Consider the following 25,254-nt stretch of genomic DNA (forward strand, 5'->3'; position numbering starts at 1 on the left):
CGGTGACCAGCCGTCCCGGCCCGCGGCGGGCCCGCGGCGCGCCGGGCGCCTTGGAGGCCTCCGGGCGCGGCGGCCGCGTTCGCCGGAAACGGTGGGTCGAGAGACTGCCAAGTGACGGCCGCGCCGCATAGGGTCTTGGTGTGGACAGGCGCATCTTCGGGCTTGAGAACGAGTACGGCGTCACCTGCACCTTCCGCGGGCAGCGGCGGTTGTCACCGGACGAGGTGGCGCGCTATCTGTTCCGCAGGGTCGTGTCGTGGGGCCGCAGCAGCAACGTGTTCCTTCGCAACGGGGCCCGGCTCTACCTGGACGTGGGGAGCCATCCGGAGTACGCGACGCCGGAGTGCGACAGCGTCGTCGACCTGGTGACGCATGACAAGGCGGGCGAGCGGATCCTGGAGGGTCTCCTGGTCGACGCCGAGCGGCGCCTCCGCGAGGAGGGCATCGCCGGCGACATCTACCTGTTCAAGAACAACACCGACTCGGCCGGCAACTCCTACGGCTGCCACGAGAACTACCTGGTGGGGCGGCACGGCGAGTTCGGCCGGCTCGCGGACGTGCTGATCCCGTACCTGGTGACGCGGCAGATCATCTGCGGCGCCGGAAAGGTCCTGCAGACCCCCCGCGGCGCGGTGTACTGCGTGTCGCAGCGGGCGGAGCACATCTGGGAGGGCGTGTCGTCGGCGACGACGCGGTCCCGTCCGATCATCAACACCCGCGACGAGCCGCACGCCGACGCCGAGCGGTTCCGGCGCCTGCACGTGATCGTCGGCGACTCCAACATGAGCGAGACGACGATGCTGCTCAAGGTCGGGGCCACCGACCTGGTGCTGCGGATGATCGAGGCCGGGGTGGTGATGCGCGACCTCACCCTGGAGAACCCGATCCGGGCGATCCGCGAGGTCAGCCACGACATGACGGGCCGCCGGAAGGTGCGGCTGGCCAACGGCCGCGAGGCCAGCTCGCTGGAGATCCAGAAGGAGTACTACGGCAAGGCGCGCGACTTCGTGGACGCGCGGGGCGGCGACGCGACGGCCAAGCGCGTGCTCGAGCTGTGGGAGCGGACCCTGCGCGCGGTCGAGACCGGCGACCTGGACCTGGTCTCGCGCGAGATCGACTGGGTGATCAAGTACAAGCTGATCGAGCGGTACCGGCGCAAGTACGACCTGCCGCTGTCGTCGCCGCGCGTGGCCCAGCTCGACCTCACCTACCACGACGTCCACCGTGACCGCGGGCTGTACTACCTGCTGGAGAAGCGGGGCTCGGTCGACCGGGTGTCGCGCGACCTCGACATCTTCGAGGCGAAGTCGGTGCCTCCGCAGACGACGCGGGCGCGGCTGCGGGGCGAGTTCATCCGCAAGGCGCAGGAGAAGCGGCGCGACTTCACGGTGGACTGGGTCCATCTGAAGCTGAACGACCAGGCGCAGCGGACGGTGCTCTGCAAGGACCCGTTCCGCTCCGTGGACGAGCGCGTGGACAAGCTCATCGCCGGCATGTAGGCACGGGCGCGGCGGTCCCGGACGCGCGTCCGGGACCGCGCGGGACGACACGCGCACGGCAGGTTACCGGCAGGTCACCAGGGCGGTAGGGTGAGCGCGCAGTAGCGCTCACCACCCCCCGAAGGACCCCGTATGCGCCGTCGTGTTCGGTTCCTCCCCGCGGCCGTCGTGCTCGCCCTGCCACTCGCGCTGTCCGCCGCCTGCTCGGGCGGCGGCGTGGACGTCGAGGTGAGCGGGGACTTCGGGAAGCTGCCGCAGGTGAAGTTCCCGAAGGGGGCGCCCGGTGACTCCTTCGCCGTGAAGACCGTCAAGAAGGGCACGGGAACGGCGGCGCGCAAGGGCGACCTCGTCGTGGCCGACTACGTCGGCTACCGGTGGAACAAGGGCGGGCGCAAGCTGCTGGCCAGCAGCTACTCCAAGGGCGAGCCGGGCGCGTTCCCCACCGGCCGGCTGGTGCCCGGCCTGACGAAGGCGTTCGACGGGGTGCGGCCAGGGTCCCGGGTGGTGACCCGCATCCCGCCGAAGGACGGCTTCGGCGACGAGGGCGACCCGAAGCACCAGGTGGGCGGCGACGACACGCTGGTGTACGTCCTGGACGTCCGGGCGGTGTACCCGCGGACGGCGGGCCCGCACGGCGCGCGGCAGGCGCCGCTGAACGAGCCGGGGCTGCCGAAGGTGGCGGACGCGGCGGCGGGGCAGACGCCGGCGGTGACGATGCCGCGCTCGGCCCCGCCGAAGGGCCTCCAGGTCCGGACCCTGGTCAAGGGGGACGGCCCGCCCGTGCGCAAGGGCCAGCTGGTGGCGCTGCAGTACGGCGGCTACTTCTGGCGCGACGGGAAGGTGTTCAACTCCTCCTGGTCGGAGGGCCACCCGTTCGGGGCGATGATCGGGACCGGCCAGGTGATGAAGGGCTGGGACCAGGGCCTGGTGGGCCAGAAGGTGGGCAGCCGGGTGCTGCTGGTAGTGCCTCCGGCCCTCGGGTACGGGGCGAAGGGGCTGGCGCAGTTCGGCATCAGGGGCGACGACACGCTGGTGTTCGTCGTGGACCTCCTGGGCGCGCACTGAGCCGGGGTCTCTAAGTCGAGTGCCCGTCGTTCTTAGAATGGCGGGATGGAGGACATCGACGCGATCGCGCTGCTGCAGGATCCGGTGCGGCGGCGGCTGTACGAGTTCGTCGCGGCGCAGGGCCGGGAGGTGGGGCGCGGTGAGGCCGCCGAGGCGGCCGGCGTCGCGCGTACCCTGGCGGCGTTCCACCTGGACAAGCTGGTCGACGCCGGGCTCCTGGAGGCCGGCAGCAGGCGGCTGACGGGGCGGTCGGGGCCCGGGGCGGGGCGCCCGGCGAAGGTGTACCGGCGCTCGGCGGCGGAGCGGGACGTGTCGCTGCCCGCCCGCGACTACCGGACGGCGGCGGGCCTGCTGGCCGAGGCGGCGGAGACGGCCGGTCTCGACATGGAACTGCAGGACGCGGCCCGCCGCAGGGGCAGGGCGCTGCGGGACCGGGGCGCCCCCTTCGCGAGTCTGGACGATCTCGCGGCCGTGCTGGCCGACCGCGGCTACGAACCGGTCATGGACGATGACGGCGCCGTCCTGCGCATGCGCAACTGCCCCTTCCACGCCGTCGCCGAGCAGTTCCCGCCGCTCGTCTGCGGGATGAACCTGGCGCTGCTCGAAGGCCTGGTGGAGGGCTCGCGGGTCCGGGTCCGGATGGATCCCCGGCCCGGGTGGTGCTGCGTCGCGGCCCGTCCTTCTAAAAACAATGAGCATTGACATAGAAGTGGCGGGCGTGGTGGGGTGACCCCATGAGCACACGGACCCGGTACCACCTCGCGCAGTTCAACACCGCCACGCTCCGCTTCCCCCTCGGCGACCCGCGCATGGCGGACTTCGTCGCCCTGCTGGAGCCGGTCAACGCGCTCGCCGACGGGACGCCGGGGTTCGTCTGGCGTCTGGTGGAGGAGGGGGAGGCCGACGCCACCGGGATGCGCCCCGCCGGCGAGGACGTCATCGTCAACTTCTCGGTGTGGGAGTCGGCGGAGGCGCTGTGGGACTTCGTCTACCGCAGCGCCCATCTGGAGACGATGCGGCGCCGCCGCGAGTGGTTCCAGCGGCACGTGGACGCGCATCTCGTGCTGTGGTGGGTGCCGGCGGGCCACATCCCGAGCGTCGGCGAGGCCCTGGAGCGCCTCGCGCTGCTGCGCGCCGGCGGTCCCTCGCCGCGGGCGTTCACCTTCACGTCGTCCTACACCGCCGAGGAGGCCGCGAGCGCTGGAGCCGAGCCGGCCGGCGCCGGGCCCGCGGCGCCCTAGGGGTCAGCCGAGCAGGGCGGCCGTGTGGCGGCCCGCGGCGGCGGCCGCCAGGAAGTAGGGGAGGTCCTCGTCCAGCCGGCGCCCCATGGTCGACAGCCGGACGCCCCAGTCCTTCTCGGCGGCGCTGAGGACCTCGTGGAGGCCGTCCACGGGGACGGGGACGAGCCGGTGCCGGTCGCCCAGCGGCGCGGCGTCGGCGGCGACGCGGGCGCCGAAGTGGCCGCCGAGCTCGGGGACGGGGATGTCGGCGCGGGCCAGCGCCACGCGCCCGTACGCGGTCACGGAGTGGTGCGAGACGCCGATGTGCCGCTCGCGCCTGTCGCCCTCGCTGACCCGCAGCGACCCCACCGGCCGGCCGCCCAGCACGGACGCGGCGTTGACGGCCTCACCCGCCGAGACGCCCGAGAAGCCCCACCTGGTGCCCGTGCCCAGGTTCCCGGGGCCCTGGGCGAGGACCACCGCGTCGGCCTCCAGGACGAGGCGCGCGGCCAGCAGGCCGGTGTGGACGGTGACGGCCTCCAGGTCGCCGCCGAACGCCTGCCCCACCGTGACGGTCGCGGCGAGGGCCCCGGCGTCCTTCAGCCGGGCGATCGACATGGAGAACCACGACGGCAGCGCCCCGCCGTCCGGCATCACGTAGACGACCCGGGCGTCCGGGCGCCCGGCCAGCAGGGCGGCCAGGATCGGCGGCAGCGCGGAGTGCAGGTCGGCGACGACGACGGGCATCCCGTCCAGCGAGTCGGCGTCGCGCAGGGCCGCGTGGTGGGGCGAGTCCTGCTCGTCGGCGCCGAGGACGGTGGCCTGCAGCGGGGTGTAGCGGGCCTTGACCAGGTGGCCCGGCCCCTCAGGGTCGGGCGGGAGCCGGTCGGGCACCGCGACGACCATGGCGTACCCGCCGGTGCCGAGACCCATCGCCAAGGCCGTAGTGTTGAGCAGGACGGTGTCGCCCGGTTCGGGCCTTCCCACCAGGGCGGGATAGGCCAGGGCCCGGTGCGTCCCCTCGCCCCCGATCGAGACGTCCAGCTCGACCGCCCCCGGCCATTCGCGGCGGATGTCCTCGACTGTGCCTTTGCGCCATCGGATCACACCGGGAAACGGTAGCGTCCTGCACGACGGCACGTGGGGACGATCGGCACGCCGCCGGGGTTCGGGGCTCACGGAGGGAACGAGGTGGTGGCGAAGTGTCGCGGCGCAAGACCGAACGGCTGCTGAACCTGGTGGTCTGCCTGCTCGCCACCCGGCGCTATCTGACGGCCGAGCAGATCCGCCGGGCGGTGCCCGGCTACCCCGACTCCGACGAGGCGTTCAAGCGCATGTTCGAGCGGGACAAGGAGGAGCTGCGCGAGCTCGGCGTCCCGCTGGAGGTTGGCAGCGACCAGCAGGGCGGCGGCGGTGAGGAGATCGGCTACCGGATCCCCCCGCAGGCCTACGAGCTGCCCGACATCCACCTGAGCCCGGACGAGGCGGCGGTGCTGGGCCTGGCGGCGCGGGTGTGGCAGCGCGCCAGCATGGCCGAGGCGGCGTCGGGCGCGCTGCTGAAGCTGCGCGCGGCCGGGGTGGAGACCGACGTGGCCGCCGCGACGGGCATCGAGCCCCGGGTGAACACCCAGGACCCGTCCTTCCCCGCCCTGTGGGAGGCGGTGCGCGACGGCCGCCCGGTCGCCTTCGACTACCAGGGCATCGGGCGCACGTCGGTGGCGCGCCGCCACCTGGACCCCTGGGGCGTGGTGAGCCGGCGGGGCCGCTGGTACGTGGTCGGGTTCGACCGCGACCGCGACGAGCAGCGGGTGTTCCGGCTGAGCCGCATCGTCGGCGACGTCGCGACGGACGGCCCGCCCGGGTCGGTGACCGTCCCGGACGGCGTTGACGTTCGGCGCATCGCGTTCGACTGGAGCGAGCCGCTCGGCGAGCCCCGCCCGGCGGTCGTCCGCCTGCGGCGCGGAGCGGCGCAGGGCCCGCGGCGGTGGGCCCGGGACGTCCGCCCGGCCGACGCGCCGGGCTGGGACGGGGAGTGGGACGAGGCGGTCCTGACCTTCCGGGACGTCGACCGGTTCGCGCCCTACCTCGCGCGGTTCGCCGACGACCTGGTGGTCCTCGACCCGCCCGACCTGCGCGAGGCGGTCATCCAGCACCTGAAGTCGGTGCTGGCCGCGGCCGGCGCGCACCCGGCGGCGCACGGCGAGCATGGGGAGATGAGCGGCCGATGACGGCGAAGACGGCGGCCAAGGCGGCGACGACGTCCACCGACCGGCTCGCGCGCCTGCTGGCGCTCGTGCCGTACGTGGTGAACCGCGACTCGGTCGCGCTCGGCGAGGCCGCGGCCGCGTTCGGGGTGACCGAGAAGCAGCTGATCGACGATCTGAACCTGCTGTGGTGCGTGGAGCTGCGCGCGCCCGACCCCTACTGCCCGATCGACCTGTCCTACGAGGGCGGGGAGATCACGGTGGCGGAGGCGGAGTCGATCGCCCGGCCGCTGCGGCTGAAGGTGGACGAGGCGAGCGCGCTGCTGGTGGCGCTGCGGATGCTGGCCGAGATCCCCGAGCTGCACGACCGGGACGCGCTCAGCCGCGTGATCGCCAAGCTGGAGGGCGCGGCGGGCGCGGCCGCGGCGGTGTCCAGCAAGGTCTCCGTGGAGGTGGACGCCCGCGGCGGTTCGGCCGACTCGGCCCGCACCGCGGTCGGCGTGCTGCGCGAGGCGATCGCGGCGGGCCGCCGCGTCCACCTGACCTACTACGTCCCGGCGCGCGACGAGAACACCGAGCGCGACGTCGACCCGATGCGGCTGCTGGTCGTGGAGGGCACCACCTACCTGGAGGGCTGGTGCCGCCGGGCGGAGGGGGTGCGGCTGTTCAAGCTGGACCGGATCGCCGACCTGTCGGTGCTGGACGTGCCCGCCGAGGTGCCGGACGACGCGGAGCCGATCGACGTGGACGCCGGCCTGTTCCGCCCCTCGCCGCAGGACGAGGCGGTCACCCTGGAGCTGTCCCCGCGCGGCCGGTGGGTCGCCGACTACTACCCGTGCGAGAGCGTGGAGGAACTGGGGGAGGGGCGGCTCCGGGTCGTCCTGCGCACCCCTGACGCCCGCTGGGTGCGGGGCCTGGCGCTGCGGCTCGGCGACCAGGGCCGCGTCGTGGCCCCGGAGGCGATCGCGGCCGGGGTGCGGGAGGACGCGTCGCGGGCCCTGGCCCGGTACGGCCTGGCGTGAGCGGATCGGATAGCGTGGCGGGCGTGGCGTGGGTTTCGGTGTCGGTGTCGCTCGGGTTCGCCGGGCTGGCCGTGCTCGCCTGGTGCGCGTTCAAGGTGTGGCTCGGCGTGCGGCGTTTCGGACGTGAACTGGAGCGCACCAGGCGCCGGCTGGAGCCGGAACGGTCGGCGCTGAGCGATGAACTCTCCCGGCTCGAGGACGATCGGTCGCCACAACCGCCCCGGGACGGCGTACGATCGTCCTGAGTGTCACCCGTCGAAGAAGGACTTGCACATGCCGAACATCGGGACCCCCGAACTGCTCATCATCCTGCTGGTCGTCGTCCTGATCTTCGGGTCGGCGAAGCTGCCCCAGCTCGCCCGTTCGCTGGGCAAGTCGGCGCGCATCCTGAAGGCCGAGACCAAGGGCCTGCGCGAGGACGATGACGACGCGCCGGCCGACCGGCCCGCCAAGACCATGCCGTCCTCGCAGGGCGAGGACGCGCGCGACAGGGCGGCGCGGCTGCGCGAGGAGGCGGCCCGGCTGGAGCGCGAGGCCGCGGCGGCCGAGGGCGGGCAGCGCTCCCGCGGCGTGCTGGGCTCCGGCGAGCCGATCCAGGGCGTGCCGGTGTCGGACCCCGGTCAGGCGCGCAAGGCCTGATCCGGCCCCCGCCCCGACCCGCCACCCCCGAACCGAATGCCGACGATGAAGCTGAACAGGCGCGACGCCGCCGCCCCCGACGGCCGCATGCCCCTCATGGACCACCTCCGTGAGCTGCGGAACAGGCTGATCAAGGCCGTGCTGGCCTTCGCGGTGGGCGCGATCGTCGGCTGGCTGCTGTTCGACCCGGTCTGGGACTTCCTCAAGCAGCCGTACTGCTCCCTGCCCCAGTCCCACGTGGTCGACAAGGACCAGTGCTCCCTGTTCGTCAACGGGATCTTCTCCTCGTTCTTCCTGAAGCTGAAGATCTCCTGCATCATCGGCGGGGTCATCTCGTCGCCGTTCTGGCTGTACCAGATGTGGGCGTTCGTGGCGCCCGGCCTGTACCAGCGGGAGCGGCGCTGGACGTACGTGTTCCTCGGCGCCGCCGTCCCCCTCTTCTTCGTCGGCACCGCCCTGGCGTACCTGACGGTCGACAAGGGCCTGGCGATCTTCCTGGGGTTCGTCGCCGACGACGTCAAGCCCCTGATCACGGTCGACAGCTACCTCAGCTACGTGCTGACGATGCTGCTGGTGTTCGGGCTGACGTTCGAGCTCCCGCTGTTCGTCGTCGTCCTGAACATGGCGGGCGTGCTGAGCTCGTCGCGGATCCGCCGGTCCCAGCGGCTGATCCTTTTCGGGATCTTCGTCTTCGCGGCGGTCGCCACGCCGAGCGCCGACCCGTTCACGATGCTCGCGCTCGCGCTGCCGACCGTCCTGCTGTTCGAGATCGCCGCGCTGCTGGCCTTCCTCAACGACCGCAGGCGGGCCCGCCGGCCCGACCCGTACGCGGGCCTGTCCGACGACGAGGTCTCGCCCCTCGACCTCGAGTCGATCGACGCGGAGCTGGAGAAGGGCGACCGGGCCCGCTGATTGGGTATCGGGCCTGTCGAAACCGTAGGCTCGAAGGTATGACCACCCCCGACACCACGTCGGCCGGACAGAGCCCGGCCCAGCGCTACGCCGCCTACCGCCGGCGCACCGCCGGGCACGGCCCGGCCCTGCTGGACTTCCGGACGCTGTACGACTTCGAGCTCGACGCGTTCCAGCTGGAGGCGTGCCAGGCCCTGGAGGAGGGCAGCGGCGTGCTGGTCGCCGCCCCCACCGGTTCCGGGAAGACGGTGGTGGGGGAGTTCGCGGTCCACCTCGCCCTGACCGGCGGCACCAAGTGCTTCTACACGACGCCGATCAAGGCGTTGTCGAACCAGAAGTACGCCGACCTCGTCCGCCGGTACGGCCCGGAGAAGGTGGGCCTGCTGACCGGCGACAACAGCGTCAACGGCGAGGCCCCGATCGTGGTCATGACGACCGAGGTCCTGCGGAACATGCTGTACGCGGGCTCCCAGACCCTCGCCGGGCTGGCGTTCGTCGTGATGGACGAGGTGCACTACCTCGCCGACCGGTTCCGCGGCGCCGTCTGGGAAGAGGTGATCATCCACGTTCCGGACTCGGTGCGGATCGTGGCGCTTTCGGCGACCGTCAGCAACGCCGAGGAGTTCGGCGAGTGGCTGCACGAGGTCCGCGGCGACACCGCGGTGATCGTGGACGAGCACCGCCCCGTCCCGCTGTTCCAGCACATGCTGGTCGGGACGCGGCTGTACGACCTGTTCGTCGACACCGGCCGGGGCGGGGACCGGCAGGCCAGGCTGAACCCGCAGCTGACGCGGATGGCGGTGGAGGAGGTCCGGCGCGCCAAGGTCAACCAGGGCCGCCGCACCGGCCGCCGCCGGGCCGCGCGCCCGCAGCGGTTCCGGCCGCCCGCCCGGCCCGACGTGATCGAGCGGCTGGAGCGCGCCGGGCTGCTCCCGGCGATCACGTTCATCTTCAGCCGCGCCGGCTGCGACGCCGCGGTCCTGCAGTGCCTGCACGCCGGGATCCGGCTGACCTCCCGGGAGGAGGCCGAGGAGATCCGCGCGCACGCCGAGCTGCGCACCGCCGACATCGCGCCGGAGGACCTGCGGATCCTCGGCTACGGCGACTTCCTGGCGGCCCTGGAGCGCGGCGTCGCCGCCCACCACGCCGGGATGCTCCCCACCTTCAAGGAGATCGTCGAGGAGCTGTTCACCCGCGGGCTGATCAAGGCCGTGTTCGCGACCGAGACGCTCGCGCTCGGCATCAACATGCCGGCCCGCACCGTGGTGATCGAGAAGCTGGACAAGTGGAACGGCGAGGCCCACGTCGACCTCACCCCGGGTGAGTACACCCAGCTCACCGGGCGCGCCGGGCGGCGCGGCATCGACGTCGAGGGCCACGCCGTGGTCGTGTGGGGCCCGAACGTCGAGCCCGCGTCCGTGGCGGGGCTGGCCGGCACCCGCACCTACCCGCTGAACTCCAGCTTCCGGCCGTCCTACAACATGGCCGTGAACCTGGTCGGCGCCGTCGGCCTCGAGCGGGCCCGCACGCTCCTGGAGGAGTCGTTCGCGCAGTTCCAGGCCGACCGCGCCGTCGTCGGCCTGGCCCGGCAGGTGCACAAGAACGAGGAGGCCCTCCAGGGCTACGCCAAGGCCGCCGAGTGCCATCTCGGCGACTTCATGGAGTACTCCGCGATGCGGCGGCGGCTGTCGGACCGCGAGTCCGAGCTGTCGCGCGAGCGGGCCGGGGCCCGCCGCGCCGAGGCCGCCCGGTCCCTGGAGCGGCTGCGGCCGGGCGACGTCATCCTCGTCCCGTCCGGGCGGCGCTCGGGCCTGGCCGTCGTCCTGGACCCCGGCGTCGGCCGCCGCTCCGACGGGCCCGCGCCGCTCGTGCTGACCGTGAACCGGTCCGTGCAGCGCCTGTCGATCCAGGACTTCCCGCGCGCGGTGGAGCCCGTCGAGCGGATCCGCATCCCGAAGTCCTTCAGCCCCCGCAACCCCCAGGACCGGCGCGACCTGGCGTCCACGCTGCGCAACAAGGTCCCCGACGACGCGCGCGAGCGCAAACGCTCGCGCGGCGACTCGCCCACCACCGACGACGCCGAGATCGTCCGGCTGCGCGCCGACCTGCGCGCGCACCCGGTGCACGGCTGCGACAAGCGCGAGGACCACGCCCGCTGGGCCGAGCGCTACCACCGCCTGGAGCGCGAGACCGAGCAGCTCCGGCGCCGCGTCGAGGGCCGCTCCCAGGTCATCGCCCGCACCTTCGACCGCGTCTGCGCCGTCCTGCAGCAGCTCGGCTACCTCGACGGCGACTCCGTCACCGCCGACGGCCGCCGCCTCGGCCGCATCTACAACGAGCTGGACCTGCTCACCGCCGAGAGCCTGCGCGAGGGCCTGTGGGAGAAGCTCGGCCCGGCCGAGCTGGCCGCGTGCGTGTCCGCCCTCGTCTACGAGTCGCGGCAGCCCGACGACGCGACGCCTCCCCGCACGCCCCCCGGCCCGGCGCAGGACGCGCTGGCGTCCATGGTGCGGCTCTGGGGGGTGCTGGAGGGCGTCGAGCGCGACAACCGCGTCTCGTTCCTGCGCGAGCCCGACCTCGGCTTCGCGTGGACGGCCTACCGGTGGGCCAAGGGCGACGACCTCGACGAGGTGCTGATGGAGAGCGACCTCACCGCGGGCGACTTCGTGCGGGCCGTCAAGCAGCTCCTCGACCTTCTCGGCCAGGTCACCGACGCCGCGCCCGCCAACAGCCACATCCGCAAGACCGCCCGCCGCGCCATGGACGCCATGCGCCGCGGCGTCGTCGCCTACTCGTCCGTCGCGTAGGCGGCCCGGCGCCGCGCCCGCCGGGCCGAGAGCGTCCGGTCGACGCGGTGGGCGGCCAGCCGGACCAGCAGGGGCTCCGGCGGGCGCCTCAGCCAGGCGGGGGACAGGCGGTGGGCGAGGCCGGCGGTCCGCAGGAGCGCGCCGGCCGCCCGGCGGCGGGCGGGGGTCCACGGCAGGCCGAACTGGTCGCGCAGCTCGTCCGGCAGGAGCGCGGCCGTGAGGAGGCGGAAGACGGCGAGCGCGGGGGCCAGGGCGCGCAGGCGGCGGGGCCACAGGACCGCGGAGGCGACCTCGCGGGCGGTGCCGGTGACCTCCAGGGCGGCGATCGTGTCGGCCATGTAGGCGCGGAACGCGGCCAGGTCGGGCGGCTGCGCCTCCAGGGGGCAGCCGAGGACCTCGGCGACCACCCGCGCCTGCCGGTAGTAGGCCTCGGCCAGGCCGGGGTCGTCGCCCCGCATGACGTGCTCGTAGACATGCAGGGCCGAGTCGATGAGGGTCGCGTTGACCCAGAGCTGGAGGCCGGGGTCGTTGCCGGAGTAGTCCTCGCCGCGCACGGTCGTGTGGATGCCGCGCACCTTGGCCGCGATGCGCGCCACCTGCTCCGGCGTGCCGAAGGTGACGATCAGCAGGAAGTCGAGGGTGCCGAACAGCCGGGCCAGGGGGCGCTCGGCGAAGTCGCTGTGCCGGGCGACGCCGCGGGCCACGGCCGGGTGGGCGAGCTGCATGAGCAGCGCCCGGCCGGCCGCGAGGCCGACCAGCGGTTCGGCGGCCAGGGTCCGCAGTACGTCGCGGTCGGCGAGGCGCTCCGGCGTGGTCTGGGACGGGGCGGTCACGGCGCCTCCCGGCGGTCGGATCGTGCCCGGCCATCCTCCCGCACCTATTGGCAGACAGTCAATAAGGCGGCCTCCTCCTGGCGGCGGAGGCCCCGCGGTCCCGCCGCGCGGGATCATCGGCACTGAGGAGGATCCGGTCGCCGCGCCGGGGCGCTAGTGTGATTCCGGTCACGGAACAACTACCGAGAGACGCCGGGAGAGGCATGATCGAGGCGGAGAACCTCACCAAGCGCTACGGCGACAGGACGGCCGTGGACGACCTGTCGTTCACGGTGGTCCCCGGGCGGGTCACCGGGTTCCTCGGCCCCAACGGCGCCGGGAAGTCGACCACCATGCGGCTGCTGCTCGGCCTGGACCGGCCGGACCGCGGGGACGCCCGGATCCACGGCCGCCACTACCGCGACCTGAACGCGCCGCTGCGCGTCGTCGGGGCGCTGCTGGAGGCGCGGGCCGTGCACACCGGCCGCAGCGCCTACAACCACCTGCTGTGCCTCGCCCAGACGCAGGGCATCGGCCGGAAGCGCGTCGACGAGGTGGTCGAGCTCGTCGGCCTCACCGGCGTGGCCCGCAAGCGCGCCGGCGGCTTCTCGCTCGGCATGGGGCAGCGGCTCGGCATCGCCGCCGCGCTGCTCGGCGACCCGTCGGTGCTCGTCCTGGACGAGCCGGTCAACGGCCTCGACCCCGAGGGCATCGTGTGGATCCGCACGCTCATGCAGCGGCTCGCCGCCGAGGGGCGCACGGTGTTCGTCTCCAGCCACCTGATGAACGAGATGGCCGTCACCGCCGAGCACCTCATCGTCATCGGCCGCGGCCGGCTGATCGCGGACTGCTCCACCGAGGAGTTCATCGAGCGCAGCACCGAGAAGGCGGTGATCGTCCGGAGCCCGGACGCGGCCCGCCTCGCCGACCTCGTCGCCGCCGAGGGCGGCAAGGCCTTCCCGAACGGGGACGGGCTGCTCAACGTGACCCACATGGAGGCGCCCCGCGTCGGGGAGCTGGCGGCGGCCGAGGGCATCGTCCTGCACGAGCTCACCCCGACCCGCGGCTCGCTGGAGTCGGCGTTCATGGAACTGACCCGCGACAGCGTCGAGTACGGCGGAGGCGGCGCGCCCGCCCCGGGCCCGGTCCCGGCCCCGAGCGCGGTGCCCGTCGAGGAGGGGGAGACCCGATGACCACCGCCACCGCCACGCCCGCTGCCGACCCCACGGCCCACCCCCGCCCCGGCTTCGGCCGGCTGCTGCTCTCGGAGTGGACGAAGATCCGCACCGTGCGGTCCACGCTGTGGACGCTGATCCTGCTCGTCGTGGTCGACCTCGGCTTCACCGCGCTGCTGGTGGGCCTCACCGTCGCGCAGTGGGACAAGACCGACCCCGCCGACCGCGCCTCGGTCGTCGCCGACCCGACCGGCTTCATCCTCGGCAGCGGGTTCTTCCTCGGCCAGCTGACGATCTGCGTGCTCGGCGTGCTGGTCATCGCCTCGGAGTACTCCACCGGCATGATCCGCGCGAGCCTGCTCGCGGTGCCGCGGCGGCTGCCCGTGCTGTGGGCGAAGGCCATGGTGTTCGCGGCGGTCGTGCTCGTCCTCGGCGTCGCGGTGTCGTTCGTCTCGTTCTTCATCGGCTCGGCGCTCATCGGCGACAAGGCGGAGGTGTCGCTGGGCGACGACGGCGTGCTGCGCGCCGTCGTCGGCGGCGGCCTGTACCTGGCGATGCTCGGGCTGTTCGCCCTGGCGATCGGCGCCATCGTGCGGCACCCCGCCGGAGGGATCACCGGCGTCATCGGGTTCGTGCTGGTGCTGGCGCCGCTGGCCACGCTGCTGCCCGGCAGCGTCGGCGACCACATCCACGCCTACCTGCCGTCCGAGGCCGGCCATCTGATCGCCCAGTCCCGCCAGGGCCCCGACGACCTGCTGACCCCCTGGCAGGGGTACGGGGTCTTCGCGATCTGGACCGGCGTTCTGCTGGCCGTCGCCGCCGTCCTGCTCAAGCGCCGCGACGCCTGAGGCGCCGGCGCCGTCCGGACCGTCTGGGCCGCCCGCAAGGGCGGTCCGGACGGGTCTGGCGCACGGGGAGGCCGGGACCGGAACGCCCGTCCTCCCGCCCGGCTCCGAGTAACGGCAGGTCCCCGGGTAGTGGAGGGGCATGCTGGACGACCTCGGAGCCGAGGACTCCCTCCCGAAGGCCCTCCGCGACTACGCCCTCATCGCCGACGGCGAGCGCGGCGTTCTCGTGGGCCCGCACGGCGAGTACGCGTGGATGTGCTTCCCCGCATGGGACTCGCCGCCCGCCTTCGCGGGCCTGCTCGGCGGCCCCGGCGCGTACGTGGTGCAGCCCGCTCCCGGGCGGTGGGTCTGGGGCGGCTACTACGAGGACCGCGGGCTCATCTGGCACAGCCGGTGGGTGACCGGCGGCGCGATCCTGGAGTGCCGCGAGGCCCTCGCCCGCCCGGCCGCCCCTGACCGGGCGGTCATCCTGCGCGCGTGCCGGGCCGTCCGCGGCCGTTCCCGCGTCCGCGCCCTGCTGGACGTCCGCACCGGTCACGGTGCGTCCCGGATGGGCGACCCGCGCCGGGACGGCCCGGACTGGACGGCCGGCGGCGGGGGCGCGTCGCTGCGCTGGCGCGGAGCGGACGGGGCCGTCGTGCGGGCGGGACGCGACGGCGGGCCCGTGCTGGAGCTCGCCTTCGACCTGGACGAGGGCGAGACCCGCGACCTCGTCCTGGAGATAGCCGAGGGCGGCGCCCGCGGCCCGCTGGACGCCGACGATCTGTGGGAGGCCACGGAGCGGGACTGGCACGGGGCCGTGCCGGACTGCCGCGACACCATCGCCCCGCGCGACGCCCGCCTCGCCTACTCCGTCCTCACCGGCCTCACCGCCTCCGGCGGCGGCATGGTCGCCGCCGCCACGACGGCGCTGCCGGAGCGCTCGGACGAGGGCCGCAACTTCGACTACCGCTACGCCTGGATCCGCGACCAGTGCTTCGCCGGGCGCGCCGTCGCCCTCCACGGCGGCCCGCCCCGCCTGCTGCGCGGCGCCGTGGAGTTCGTGTCGGCCCGCGTCCTCGCCGACGGTGAGGGGCTGAAACCCGCCTACACCGTCACCGGGCGGCCGGTGCCGGCCGAGAGCACCGGCGACCTGCCCGGTTATCCCGGCGCCCGGGTGGTCTTCGGGAACAAGGCGGGCGAGCAGTTCCAGCTGGACGCGCTGGGGGAGGCGCTGCTGCTCTTCGCCGCCGCCGCCGAGCACGACCGCCGGGTCCCGGAGGCGGTGGAGGCCGCCCGCGTCGCGGCCGGCGCGGTCGCGCGCCGCTGGACCCGGCCCGAGGCGGGCATCTGGGAGATCCACGACGACCTGTGGACGCATTCGCGCCTGACCTGCGTCGCCGGGCTGCGCCAGGCGGCCCGGACGCTGGCGGGCCGCGCCGAGGCCGACCGGTGGACCTCGCTCGCCGACGCCATCCTCGCCGAGACGTCCCGGACGTCGCTCACCCCGGAGGGCCGGTGGAGGCGCGCGCCCGGCGACGACCGGGTGGACGCGGCGCTGCTCATCCCGCCGCTGCGGGGGGCGCTGCCGAGCGACGACCCGCGCACCGCCGCCACGCTGCGGGCGGTGCGCGAGGACCTCGTCGAGGAGGGGTTCGTCTACCGGTACCGGGTGGGGGACGAGCCGCTCGGCGTGGCCGAGGGCGCCTTCATCCTCTGCGGCTTCTTCCTCGCCCTCGCCGAGGACCGCCAGGGCGACACGGCCCGCGCCCTCGCCGCCTTCGAGCGGACCCGGTCGGGCTGCGCGACCAGCGGCCTGTTCTCCGAGGAGTACGACCTCAGGCAGCGGCAGCTGCGCGGCAACATGCCCCAGGCGTTCGTGCACGCCCTGCTGCTGGAGGCCGCCTCCCGCCTCGCCGGCTGACCCGCGGGGAACCGGCGGGTCCGGGCGGTTGAACCACGGCGTGCAAGTACTGTCGCGCGCTGGTGTCGGTCGACCCGGGGGCGCGCCGCGCCGTCGTGGAGCCCGGCGCGCCGAGCACCGCCTGATGGGGCCCAGGCCGTCCACCCACGACACCTGCACGATCGGCGGGATGATCGGCAACAACTCGTGCGGCGCGTCGGCGCAGGCCTACGGGAAGATGGTCGACTCCGTTGTGCGGCTGGGGGTGCTGACCTGCGACGGGCTGCGGATGTGGGTCGGCGAGACCTCGCGGGAGGAGTACGAGCGGATCATCGCCGAGGGTGGCCGGCGCGCCGAGATCTACCGGGCGCTGCGCGACCTGCGCGACGAGGACATGGAGCTGATCCGCGCCCGCCACCCCGATATCCCGCGACGCGTGTCGGGCTACAACCTTGACTCGCTGCTGCCGGAGAAGGGCTTCGACGTGGCCCGCGCCCTCGTCGGCTCGGAAGGCACGCTCGTGGCGGTGCTGCGCGCGGAGATCCGCCTGGTGCCGGTCCCGGCGTTCGGGTCGCTCGCCGTCCTCGGCTACGACGGCATCGCGGAGGCGGGCGACGCCGTGCCGCGCGTCCGCCGTCGCGCCCGCTCGCGCTGGAGGGCATGGACGAGCGGTTCCTCGGCCTGGCCAAGCGCGACCACCTCGCCGCGCCCCGCGTGGTGAAGGACATGCCGGAGGGAGCGGGCTGGCTCATGGTCCGCTTCGGCGGCGACACCGAGGACGAGGCCGACCGCAGGGCCCGGTCGCTCATCGAGCGACCTGGAGAACGGGCCGAACCCGCCGCGCTGCACCTTCGTGCACGACCCGCGGGAGGAGGAGCGGCTCTGGAGGGTGCGCGAGGCGGGACTCGGCGCGACCGCCTACCCGCCGGGACGGGCCGACACGCACGAGGGCTGGAAGGACGCCGCCATCCCGCCCGACCGGCTCGGCGACTACCTGCGCGACTTCCGCGCCCTCATCGAGGAGTTCGGCTACGGCCCGACACGTTCACCGACAACGGTCCGCGTGATCGCTCAACCGCACTGCCATCAGCACGCCGTCATGGGGTTCGGCGCCGACCAGAGCGTGCTGGCGCGCCGGGGTCGATGTGCGGGCGCTCGACGCCGGCGAGGGGACGGCGGTCCTCGCCGACGGGTTCTCCTGCCGGACGCAGATCGAGACGGGGAGCGCCGCCCGCCCGCGCCATCTCGCCGACCTCCTCCCGGACGAGGCGGGCCGGTTCCGGTCGGCGTTGGCGGCGGCGGGACCGGCCCCGGTAGAAAGTCGTCATGAACGAGCTGCAGGACGACGGGGTCGACGCGGTGACCTCGGCGCTGCTGACCGCGTCCCGCCTGCTGGTGGCGGTCTCAGCGCGCTCCCTGGCCGCGGTGGAGGGCGCCGTCACCCTGCCGCAGTTCCGGCTCCTGGTGGTGCTGGCCTCGCAGGGGCCGGCCAAGCTCGTGACTCTCGCCGGGCTGCTGGAGGTCAACCCCTCGACCGCGATGCGGATGGTGGACCGGCTGGCCGCCGCCGGGCTGGTGGACCGCCAGGCCAGCCCCGACAGCGGCCGCGAGGTCCGCATCCAGCTCACCCCGGCCGGGCGCGGAATCGTCGACGACGTGACCGCCCGCCGCCGCGCCGACATCGCCGCCGTGGTGGCCCGGATGCCGGCCGGGCAGCGGCGGGCCCTCGTCGACGCGCTGCGCGCCTTCACCGAGGCCGGCGGCGAACCGCCCGTCACCTCCCTGGCCCGGCTCGGCTGGACCTGAGGCCCGGCCCGTTCCCGCCCGGCCGAACCTCCGCGCCCGGACGTGCGTACTGCGCGACGACGCCCCTTCCCCGACACGAAAGGCGGCGGCGGATGCGAGAACCCCGACCGGTCGTCGCTGCGGCGTGCGGCCTCGCCGCGGCGCTGCTCCTCGGCGCCTGCGCGCCGATCGGCCGCCAGGCCTCCGACGGCGGCGCCGTGGCGCCGCAGGCCAACGCCCGGAACGCGGCCCAGTCCACCGTCGACACCCCGTGGGGGCCGCTCGGCCCCGCCGACCGCGACCTCATCGTGCGGGTCCGGCAGGCGGGTCTGTGGGAGATCCCCGTGGGCCGGGAGGCCGAGCGCCGCGCCGCGCGGGCCGCGACCCGCCGCAACCTCGGCGAGATCGCGCGCCAGCACGCCCGGCTGGACCAACTGGACCGCGCGGTCGCCGCCAGGCTGAACGTTCCGCTGCCGAACCAGCCGACACCGGACCAGCAGAGCTGGATGTCGGAGATCACCGGCAAGTCGGGGAACGACTACGACCGGACGGCCGTCGCCCGCCTGCGGATGGCGCACGGCCAGATCTACCCGGCGATCGCCGCCGTCCGCGGCAGCACCCGCAACACGCTGGTGCGGAACTTCTCCGAGCAGTGCGAGACGTTCGTCCGCACCCACATGCGGCTGCTGGAGGGCACCGGATTCGTCACCGGCGACATGCTGCCCGACCCGCCCGAGGCCACCGGCGCGCCCCCGCCCGGGGACCCCGGGCACTCGCACGGCCCGGCGCCGGCCGCGACCACGCTGGTGGGCGGAGGGTAGGCCGGGCCGGTCCGCGTCAGGCGGGCAGCTCGGCGACCAGCGCGTCCAGGGTGGCACCGAGCGGGGCGTCCAGCGTGACCAGGGCGTGCGGGTCGCCCCGGGTGGCGCCGCGGTTGACGATCGCCACCGGGACGCCGTGCCGCGCCGCGTGCCGGACGAACCGGTAGCCCGACAGCACGGTCAGCGACGATCCCAGCACCAGCAGCGCCCCCGCCCGCTCCGTCAGCGCGAAGCAGTCCCCGACGCGGGCCGGGGGCACGTTCTCGCCGAAGAAGATCACGTCGGGCTTGAGCGCGCCGCCGCACCGCTCGCAGCCCACGATCCGGAACGCCTCGACGGCCTCGTCGCGCAGGACGGCGTCGCCGTCAGGGTTGATCGTCTCGGCGCGGGCCGTCCAGCCGGGGTTGGCCGCGCGCAGCCGCTCGTCGAGCCGCTCGCGCGCGGACCGCTCGCCGCAGGACAGGCACAGGACGCGGTCCAGCGCGCCGTGCAGCTCGATCACCTCGCGCGCGCCCGCGGCCTGCTGGAGCCCGTCGACGTTCTGGGTGATGATCCCGGCCAGCAGGCCGCGCCGCTGCAGCTCGGCGACCGCGCGGTGCCCGGAATTCGGGCGGGCCCGCGCGATGTGCCGCCAGCCGAGGTGGCTGCGCGCCCAGTAGCGGCGCCGCGCCGCCTCGCTCCCGGTGAACGCCTGGTAGGTCATCGGCTCCGCGCGCCGCCGGCGGCCCGTCTCCCCGCGGTAGTCGGGGATGCCCGACTCGGTCGACAGCCCCGCGCCGCTCAGCACCACCACGTCGCCGTCCGAGACGAGGTCGGCCAGCATCGGCAGGCCGGTCTTCGTCCCGTTCTCCGCAAGCTCCGTCACCCTTCCATGGTGCACGACCGGGGCTGGTGCGGCGCGGGGCGCCCGCCCCGCATCGCGGGCGGGCCGGCTGTGAGGGCCACTTAACGCGGGGGTGACAGCGAGGATCCGCGCGAGTAATACGGGCCGCCGAGGATCGGCCCCATGGGAGCCGACAGCAGACCGGACAAGCGCCTGGTCGTCGCCGGCCACGGGCCGGCCGCGCACCGCCTGGTGGAGGCGGTGCGCGAGCGCGACACCGCCGGCACGTGGACGATCACGGTGATCGGCGAGGAGCCCCGCACCGCCTACGACCGCGTGGCGCTCACGACGCATCTGGAGGGCGCCGACCTGGCCTACCCCGCGCACGACGGCGCGGTCACCGTGCGGACCGGGGAGCGTGTCACCGGGATCGACCGCGCGGCCCGGACGGTCGCCACCTCGGCGGGGAGCGCCGTCCCCTACGACGCGCTCGTCCTCGCCACGGGTTCCGCGCCGTTCGTCCCCCCGGTCCGGGGGCGGGACCTGCCGGGGGTCTTCGTCTACCGCACGATCGACGACCTGGACGCGATCCGCGCGTACGCGCGGGGCCGGGCCACCGGCGCCGTCGTCGGCGGCGGCCTGCTCGGCCTGGAGGCGGCCCGCGCGATCCAGGGCCTCGGCCTGCGCAGCGGCGTCGTGGAGGTGGCGCCGTGGCTGATGCCGCGCCAGCTGGACGAGGGCGGCGGCGCGATGCTGCGCCGCCACATCGAGGCGCTCGGCATGGCCGTGCACGCGGGCACCCCCATGCGGGCCCTGGAGGCCGGGGAGGACGGCTCGGTCCGGCGCGTCGTCCTGGAGGACGGCACGGCGCTCGACGCCGAGGTCGTGGTGTTCTCCGCCGGGATCCGCCCGCGCGACGAGCTGGCCCGCGGCTGCGGGCTGCCGGTGGGGGAGCGCGGCGGGATCGTGGTGGACGCCTCCTGCCGCACCGAGGACCCCGCCGTCTTCGCGATCGGCGAGTGCGCCCTGGTCGGCGGCACGGTGTACGGGCTGGTCGGGCCCTGCTTCTCGATGGCCGAGGTGGTCGCGGACCGGCTGCTGTCCCCCGCGAGCACGGCGGTGTTCGAGGGCGCGGACATGTCGACCAAGCTCAAGCTGATGGGCGTCGACGTCGCCAGCTTCGGCGACCCGTTCGCCGGTCCCGAGCGGGGCGCGCTCGGCGTCACCTACACCGACCCGGTCGCCGGGGTCTACAAGCGGCTCGTCGTCAGCGACGACGCGCGGACCCTGCTCGGCGGCGTCCTCGTCGGCGACGCCGAGGCCTACGGCACGCTCCGCGCCCACGTCGGCGGCGGCCTGCCGGGCGCGCCCGAGCAGATGCTGTTCGGCGGCACCGAGGCGGCGGGCGGCGACCTGCCCGGCGCGACGGTCATCTGCTCCTGCAACAACGTCACCGCCGAGGGCATCCGCCGCACGGTCGCCGAGTGCTCCCTGACCGACGTCGCGGGCGTGAAGGACCGCACCAGGGCCGGGACGAGCTGCGGAAGCTGCGTCCCGCTGGTGAAGCGGATCCTGGACGCCGAGCTGACCGCCGCGGGGATCGAGGTCAGCAAGGCGATCTGCGAGCACTTCGACTACAGCCGCGCCGAGCTGTTCGACATCGTCCGGGCCGGGCGGGTCGGGAGCTTCACCCAGCTCGTGCAGGAGCACGGGACGGGCCGCGGCTGCGACATCTGCAAGCCCGCCGTCGCCTCCATCCTCGCCAGCCTGGGCAACGGCCACATCCTCGAAGGCGAGCAGGCGGCGCTGCAGGACACCAACGACCACTTCCTGGCCAACCTGCAGAAGAACGGCACGTACTCGGTGGTCCCGAGGGTCCCCGGCGGCGAGATCACCCCCGAGAGGCTCATCGTGATCGGGGAGGTGGCGCGCGACTTCGGGCTCTACACCAAGATCACCGGCGGTCAGCGGATCGACCTGTTCGGCGCCCGCGTCGAGCAGCTGCCCGAGATCTGGCGGCGGCTCGTCGAGGCCGGGTTCGAGTCCGGCCACGCCTACGGCAAGGCGCTGCGCACGGTGAAGTCGTGCGTGGGCTCCACCTGGTGCCGCTACGGCGTCCAGGACTCGGCCGCGATGGCGATCCGGCTGGAGCTGCGCTATCGGGGGCTGCGCGCCCCGCACAAGCTGAAGTCGGCCGTGTCCGGCTGCGCCCGCGAGTGCGCCGAGGCGCAGAGCAAGGACTTCGGCGTCATCGCCACCGAGAACGGCTGGAACCTCTACCTCGCCGGGAACGGCGGCATGCGGCCCCGGCACGCCGACCTGTTCGCCACCGACCTCGCCGGCGAGGAGCTGATCACTTACATCGACCGCTTCCTGATGTTCTACATCCGCACCGCCGACCGGCTCCAGCGCACCGCGAGCTGGCTGGAGTCCCTCGACGGCGGCCTGGACTACCTGCGCGAGGTGATCGTGGACGACCGGCTCGGCATCTGCGCCGACCTCGACGCGGCCATGGCCCGCCACGTCGCCTCCTACTCCGACGAGTGGCGCGACACCCTGGAGGACCCCGAGCGGCTCCGCCGGTTCGTCTCGTTCGTCAACGCGCCGCAGACCCCCGACCCGAGCATCGCCTTCGAGGTCGAGCGCGACCAGATCAAGCCGCTCCCCCTGGAGGTGAAGCGGTGAGCGCCGCGGACCCGGCGGGCGTGGTCGTCGTCGGCAACGGCATGGCCGGCTCCCGGTTCGTGGACGAGCTGCGGTCCCGGGACGCCGCGACGCCGGTGACGGTGTTCGGCGCGGAGGCGCAGCGCCCCTACAACCGGATCCTGCTGTCGAACGTCCTCGCCGGGAAGACGCGCCCCGACCACATCAGCCTGGTCGACGCCGCCTGGTACGCCTCGCACGGCGTGGACGCCCGCCTCGGCGTCGAGGTCACCCGCATCGACCGCGCGGCAAGGACCGTGCACGCATCGGACGGGACGGTCACCCCCTACGGCACGCTCGTCCTCGCGACCGGCAGCACCGCGTTCGTCCCGCCGATGCCGGGCCTGGAGGACGGCCTTCCGGGCGGCGCGCAGGTGTTCCGCACGCTGGAGGACTGCCGCCGCATCTCCGCCCTGGCCGAGTCGGCGCGCCGCGCGGTGGTCGTCGGCGGCGGGCTGCTGGGCATCGAGGCGGCGCGCGGGCTCACCGGCCTCGGCCTGGAGGTGACGGTCCTGCACCTGGCCGGGCATCTCATGGAACGCCAGCTCGACCCCGCCGCCGGGAAGGTCCTGGCCCGTACCTTGGAGGCCCTCGGCATCGGCACCCGGCTGCAGGCCGCCGTCACGGGGCTGCGTACCGCGGGCGGCGCGGTGACCGGCGTCGAGCTCGCCCTGCCCGGCGGCGGGACCGAGGTCGTCGACGCCGACCTGGTCGTCCTGTCCTGCGGAGTCCGGCCCGAGGTGGGCCTGGCCCGGGACGCGGGCCTGGCCGTCGGCCGGGCCGTGATCGTCGACGACGAGCTGCGGTCGGTCAGCGACCCGTCCGTCCGCGCCATCGGCGAGTGCTCCGAGCACCGCGACGAGGTGTACGGGCTGGTGGCGCCCGCGTGGGAGCAGGCGGCCGTGCTCGCGGGGCTGCTCGCCGGCACCGACCCCGCGGCGCGGTTCACCGGCGCCCGCCAGATCACCCGGCTCAAGGCCGCCGGGATCGAGCTGGCGTCGATGGGGGAGACGCACTTCGGCGACGACGACGAGGACGTGGAGGTCGTCCGGTTCACCGACGCGGCGCGCGGCACCTACAAGAAGGCCGTGATCCGGGACGGGCGGCTGATCGGCGCGATCCTGCTCGGCGAGACCTCCACCGCGGGGACGCTCACCCAGCTCTACGACCGGGCCTCGCCGCTGCCCGCCGAGCGCCTCGGCCTGCTGTTCCCCGGCGTCGGCGCGGCGCCCGAGGCCGAGTCGCCGGTGCGGATGCCGGACGCGGCGACCGTCTGCCAGTGCAACAACGTCAGCAAGGGCCAGATCCGCGCCTGCTGGCAGCGCGGCGCCCGCACGGCCGAGGACGTCGCGAGCGCCACCCGGGCGAGCACCGGTTGCGGAAGCTGCCGCTCCGCCGTGGAGGGCATCGTCGCCTGGCTGGAGGAGCAGGACACCGCGGACGTCGCCTGAGCGGCCGGCGGGTAGGCTCCGCCGCATGCTCGACGGACGCCCGCTGATCGACGCGCACGTGCACGCCGCCCGGCTGCCCACGCTCCGCCCGGCCTGGCGGCGCTGGGCGGAGGAGTTCGGCTCGTCCCACCCCTGGCAGGACCTCTACGACGAGGACGGCACGCTCGTGCCCGAGCGGGTGGACGCCTACTTCGAGGGCGAGGGCGTCGACGTCGCCCTGCTGCTGTGCGAGTACAGCCCGCGGACCACCGGCACGCAGCCCATCGAGGACCTGCGGCCCCTGCTGGAGCACAACCCGCGGCGCTTCAGGCCGATCGCCAACGTCAACCCCCACCTGCACTACCCGATCGGCGCCGAGGTCGAGCGGCAGCTCGGGTTCGGCGCCGTCGCCCTGAAGCTGCACCCGGTGCACGGCGGGTTCAGCGTCGCCGACCCCGAGCTCCACCCCGCCTACGAGGTGTGCCGCGACGCCGGCGTCCCGGTCGTCGTCCATTGCGGGACGAGCTCGTTCCCCGGCTCGGTCAACCGGTACGCCGATCCCACCGCGGTCGACGACGTGCTGCGGCTGTTCCCCGGCCTGACGTTCGTCCTCGCCCACGGCGGGCGCGGCTGGTGGTACGACGCCGCCGCGTTCCTCGCGCTGTCCCGCGAGGAGGTGTGGATCGAGCTGTCCGGGCTGCCGCCCCGCCGGCTCCCCGAGTACTACGCCCGGCACGACCTGCGGCGCCTGGCCCGCAGGTTCGTCTTCGGCAGCGACTGGCCCGGCGTGCCCGGCATCGCCCGCAACGCCCGCGCCGTCGCCGCCCTCGGCCTCGACGAGGAGACCCTCGCGCTCGTCCTCGCCGGCAACGCCCTGCAGGTCTACAAGGGCCTGACCGTCCCGCCGCCCGCCCGAGAGGACCCTCGCATGCCCGACGCGGACCCCTTCACCGACGACGTCGTCACGCAGATCGCCCGGCACATGAACGAGGACCACGCCGCCGACTGCCTGACGATCTGCCGCGCGCTCGGCGGGCGCCCCGGCGCGACCGCGGCGCGGATGACCGGACTGGACGCGGAGGGCATCGAGTTCGCCGTCGCCGACGGGGGCGTCGAGCACCCGGTCCGGATCCCGTTCGGCGAGCGGCTCACGGAACGTTCTCAGGTGCGCCGCGAGGTCGTCCGCATGACCGAGCGCGCCCGCGCCGCGCTCGCCGGCGGGCGGGACGCTCCCGACGAACCGTAGGCGGCGCACGCCGCGTGACCGGCCGCTGACCGGCGGGAACGCTCGTTCCGTCGCAAATTCGGATATCGGCCGACCGGAAAGGGGGCGCGGTTTCGGCGGCGGGCTGGAGGAGATCCGGTAGGCAGCCGAGGGGCCCGCGGTGGGCCCCCGACCCCCACGGAGGCCGACATGCTCGCGATCGTCGCCGCGATCGTCTTCGCACTTGCCCTGCTGTTCGACCTGGCCGACATCTCCTCGGACGCCATCAACAACAGCACCCTGACCGTCCTCGGCCTGCTGCTGGTCGCCCTGCACCTCGGCGGCGTCGGCACCGGCGCCTCCGCGAGCTGGCGGCCGCGGCGCCGCGGCCGCCGGTGACCGG

The 25,254-nt window shown here is 74.4% G+C and carries 24 protein-coding genes; 21 read left to right on the forward strand and 3 right to left on the reverse strand.

The genetic code is table 11. The features are described from left to right. Window positions 1-140: 140 nt before the first annotated feature. The 4 genes from pafA to ABWI04_RS32770 all read left to right on the forward strand — a co-directional run bounded on the left by pafA (window position 141) and on the right by ABWI04_RS32770 (window position 3,805). Entirely contained in the window at window positions 141-1,499 is a 1,359-nt protein-coding gene (pafA, locus tag ABWI04_RS32755; RefSeq protein ID WP_089313247.1) for a Pup--protein ligase, read from the forward strand. A gap of 132 nt (window positions 1,500-1,631) precedes the next feature. Continuing rightward, complete coding sequence (locus ABWI04_RS32760; RefSeq protein ID WP_353834837.1) at window positions 1,632-2,564, forward strand: FKBP-type peptidyl-prolyl cis-trans isomerase; 933 nt, start codon at window positions 1,632-1,634, stop codon at window positions 2,562-2,564. A 45-nt stretch (window positions 2,565-2,609) separates the two neighbouring features. Next, window positions 2,610-3,266 (forward strand): helix-turn-helix transcriptional regulator, encoded by a 657-nt coding sequence (locus tag ABWI04_RS32765; protein WP_345182996.1) that lies wholly within the window; start codon window positions 2,610-2,612, stop codon window positions 3,264-3,266. Between the two features lie 32 nt (window positions 3,267-3,298). Continuing rightward, on the forward strand, window positions 3,299-3,805 hold the full coding sequence (locus ABWI04_RS32770) for a DUF3291 domain-containing protein (RefSeq protein WP_353834838.1): 507 nt from the start codon (window positions 3,299-3,301) through the stop codon (window positions 3,803-3,805). A 3-nt stretch (window positions 3,806-3,808) separates the two neighbouring features. Here ABWI04_RS32770 and ABWI04_RS32775 read toward each other — a convergent pair whose 3' ends face one another. Then, window positions 3,809-4,891, reverse strand: a complete 1,083-nt coding sequence (locus ABWI04_RS32775) for a DUF3866 family protein (protein ID WP_353834839.1) — start codon at window positions 4,889-4,891, stop codon at window positions 3,809-3,811. A 95-nt stretch (window positions 4,892-4,986) separates the two neighbouring features. Here ABWI04_RS32775 and ABWI04_RS32780 point away from each other — a divergent pair, with 95 nt between their 5' ends. From ABWI04_RS32780 to ABWI04_RS32805, 6 genes are read left to right on the forward strand one after another with little or no spacing between them, the layout of a single operon-like run. Beyond that, the gene (locus ABWI04_RS32780; protein ID WP_345183000.1) at window positions 4,987-6,012 is read left to right on the forward strand and encodes a helix-turn-helix transcriptional regulator; all 1,026 of its coding nucleotides are present in this window, start codon (window positions 4,987-4,989) and stop codon (window positions 6,010-6,012) included. Beyond that, window positions 6,009-7,010, forward strand: coding sequence for a helix-turn-helix transcriptional regulator (locus tag ABWI04_RS32785; protein ID WP_345183001.1), 1,002 nt, complete (start codon window positions 6,009-6,011; stop codon window positions 7,008-7,010). Before ABWI04_RS32780 ends, ABWI04_RS32785 begins: the two co-directional genes overlap by 4 nt. Before the next feature lie 23 nt (window positions 7,011-7,033). Further along, window positions 7,034-7,255, forward strand: coding sequence for a hypothetical protein (locus ABWI04_RS32790; RefSeq protein WP_345183002.1), 222 nt, complete (start codon window positions 7,034-7,036; stop codon window positions 7,253-7,255). 28 nt (window positions 7,256-7,283) lie between these two features. After that, complete coding sequence (gene tatA / locus ABWI04_RS32795) at window positions 7,284-7,649, forward strand: twin-arginine translocase TatA/TatE family subunit (protein ID WP_353834840.1); 366 nt, start codon at window positions 7,284-7,286, stop codon at window positions 7,647-7,649. 45 nt (window positions 7,650-7,694) lie between these two features. After that, on the forward strand, window positions 7,695-8,561 hold the full coding sequence (gene tatC / locus ABWI04_RS32800) for a twin-arginine translocase subunit TatC (protein ID WP_345183005.1): 867 nt from the start codon (window positions 7,695-7,697) through the stop codon (window positions 8,559-8,561). Between the two features lie 38 nt (window positions 8,562-8,599). After that, window positions 8,600-11,368 carry a DEAD/DEAH box helicase gene (locus ABWI04_RS32805; protein ID WP_345183006.1) on the forward strand — a complete coding sequence of 923 codons (2,769 nt, stop codon included), beginning with the start codon at window positions 8,600-8,602 and terminating at the stop codon, window positions 11,366-11,368. On the opposite strand, the gene ABWI04_RS32810 is transcribed toward ABWI04_RS32805, so the two are convergent. Then, window positions 11,350-12,201 carry an oxygenase MpaB family protein gene (locus ABWI04_RS32810; RefSeq protein ID WP_353834841.1) on the reverse strand — a complete coding sequence of 284 codons (852 nt, stop codon included), beginning with the start codon at window positions 12,199-12,201 and terminating at the stop codon, window positions 11,350-11,352. The two genes, ABWI04_RS32805 and ABWI04_RS32810, sit on opposite strands and share 19 nt — an antisense overlap. A gap of 203 nt (window positions 12,202-12,404) precedes the next feature. Here ABWI04_RS32810 and ABWI04_RS32815 point away from each other — a divergent pair, with 203 nt between their 5' ends. The 7 genes from ABWI04_RS32815 (at window position 12,405) to ABWI04_RS32845 (ending at window position 18,691) form a co-directional block, all read left to right on the forward strand. After that, a complete protein-coding gene (locus ABWI04_RS32815; protein WP_345183008.1) occupies window positions 12,405-13,373 on the forward strand; it encodes an ABC transporter ATP-binding protein in 969 nt (322 codons plus the stop codon). After that, a complete protein-coding gene (locus ABWI04_RS32820; RefSeq protein WP_353834842.1) occupies window positions 13,370-14,203 on the forward strand; it encodes an ABC transporter permease in 834 nt (277 codons plus the stop codon). Before ABWI04_RS32815 ends, ABWI04_RS32820 begins: the two co-directional genes overlap by 4 nt. Window positions 14,204-14,342: 139 nt before the next feature. Beyond that, window positions 14,343-16,106, forward strand: coding sequence for a glycoside hydrolase family 15 protein (locus ABWI04_RS32825; RefSeq protein WP_353834843.1), 1,764 nt, complete (start codon window positions 14,343-14,345; stop codon window positions 16,104-16,106). A 124-nt stretch (window positions 16,107-16,230) separates the two neighbouring features. Further along, a complete protein-coding gene (locus ABWI04_RS32830) occupies window positions 16,231-16,806 on the forward strand; it encodes an FAD-binding oxidoreductase (RefSeq protein ID WP_353834844.1) in 576 nt (191 codons plus the stop codon). A gap of 168 nt (window positions 16,807-16,974) precedes the next feature. Then, complete coding sequence (locus ABWI04_RS32835; protein ID WP_353834851.1) at window positions 16,975-17,415, forward strand: hypothetical protein; 441 nt, start codon at window positions 16,975-16,977, stop codon at window positions 17,413-17,415. Continuing rightward, window positions 17,412-17,891, forward strand: coding sequence for a MarR family winged helix-turn-helix transcriptional regulator (locus ABWI04_RS32840; protein ID WP_353834845.1), 480 nt, complete (start codon window positions 17,412-17,414; stop codon window positions 17,889-17,891). Before ABWI04_RS32835 ends, ABWI04_RS32840 begins: the two co-directional genes overlap by 4 nt. 92 nt (window positions 17,892-17,983) lie before the next feature. Further along, window positions 17,984-18,691 (forward strand): DUF4142 domain-containing protein, encoded by a 708-nt coding sequence (locus tag ABWI04_RS32845; protein WP_353834846.1) that lies wholly within the window; start codon window positions 17,984-17,986, stop codon window positions 18,689-18,691. A 16-nt stretch (window positions 18,692-18,707) separates the two neighbouring features. Here ABWI04_RS32845 and ABWI04_RS32850 read toward each other — a convergent pair whose 3' ends face one another. Then, window positions 18,708-19,556, reverse strand: a complete 849-nt coding sequence (locus tag ABWI04_RS32850; protein ID WP_345183014.1) for an NAD-dependent protein deacetylase — start codon at window positions 19,554-19,556, stop codon at window positions 18,708-18,710. 141 nt (window positions 19,557-19,697) lie between these two features. On the opposite strand from ABWI04_RS32850, the gene nirB reads away from it, so the two are divergent. The 4 genes from nirB to ABWI04_RS32870 all read left to right on the forward strand — a co-directional run bounded on the left by nirB (window position 19,698) and on the right by ABWI04_RS32870 (window position 25,250). Continuing rightward, window positions 19,698-22,199: a nitrite reductase large subunit NirB gene (nirB, locus tag ABWI04_RS32855; RefSeq protein ID WP_353834847.1), complete on the forward strand. Its 2,502-nt coding sequence runs from the start codon at window positions 19,698-19,700 to the stop codon at window positions 22,197-22,199. Beyond that, the gene (locus ABWI04_RS32860) at window positions 22,196-23,668 is read left to right on the forward strand and encodes an FAD-dependent oxidoreductase (RefSeq protein ID WP_353834848.1); all 1,473 of its coding nucleotides are present in this window, start codon (window positions 22,196-22,198) and stop codon (window positions 23,666-23,668) included. Before nirB ends, ABWI04_RS32860 begins: the two co-directional genes overlap by 4 nt. Before the next feature lie 25 nt (window positions 23,669-23,693). Beyond that, a complete protein-coding gene (locus tag ABWI04_RS32865) occupies window positions 23,694-24,893 on the forward strand; it encodes an amidohydrolase family protein (RefSeq protein WP_353834849.1) in 1,200 nt (399 codons plus the stop codon). A 168-nt stretch (window positions 24,894-25,061) separates the two neighbouring features. Beyond that, window positions 25,062-25,250, forward strand: a complete 189-nt coding sequence (locus tag ABWI04_RS32870) for a hypothetical protein (protein WP_353834850.1) — start codon at window positions 25,062-25,064, stop codon at window positions 25,248-25,250. Window positions 25,251-25,254: the final 4 nt, after the last annotated feature.

This window comes from Actinomadura sp. NPDC000929, from assembly GCF_040492065.1.
GTDB lineage: Bacteria > Actinomycetota > Actinomycetes > Streptosporangiales > Streptosporangiaceae > Spirillospora > Spirillospora verrucosospora.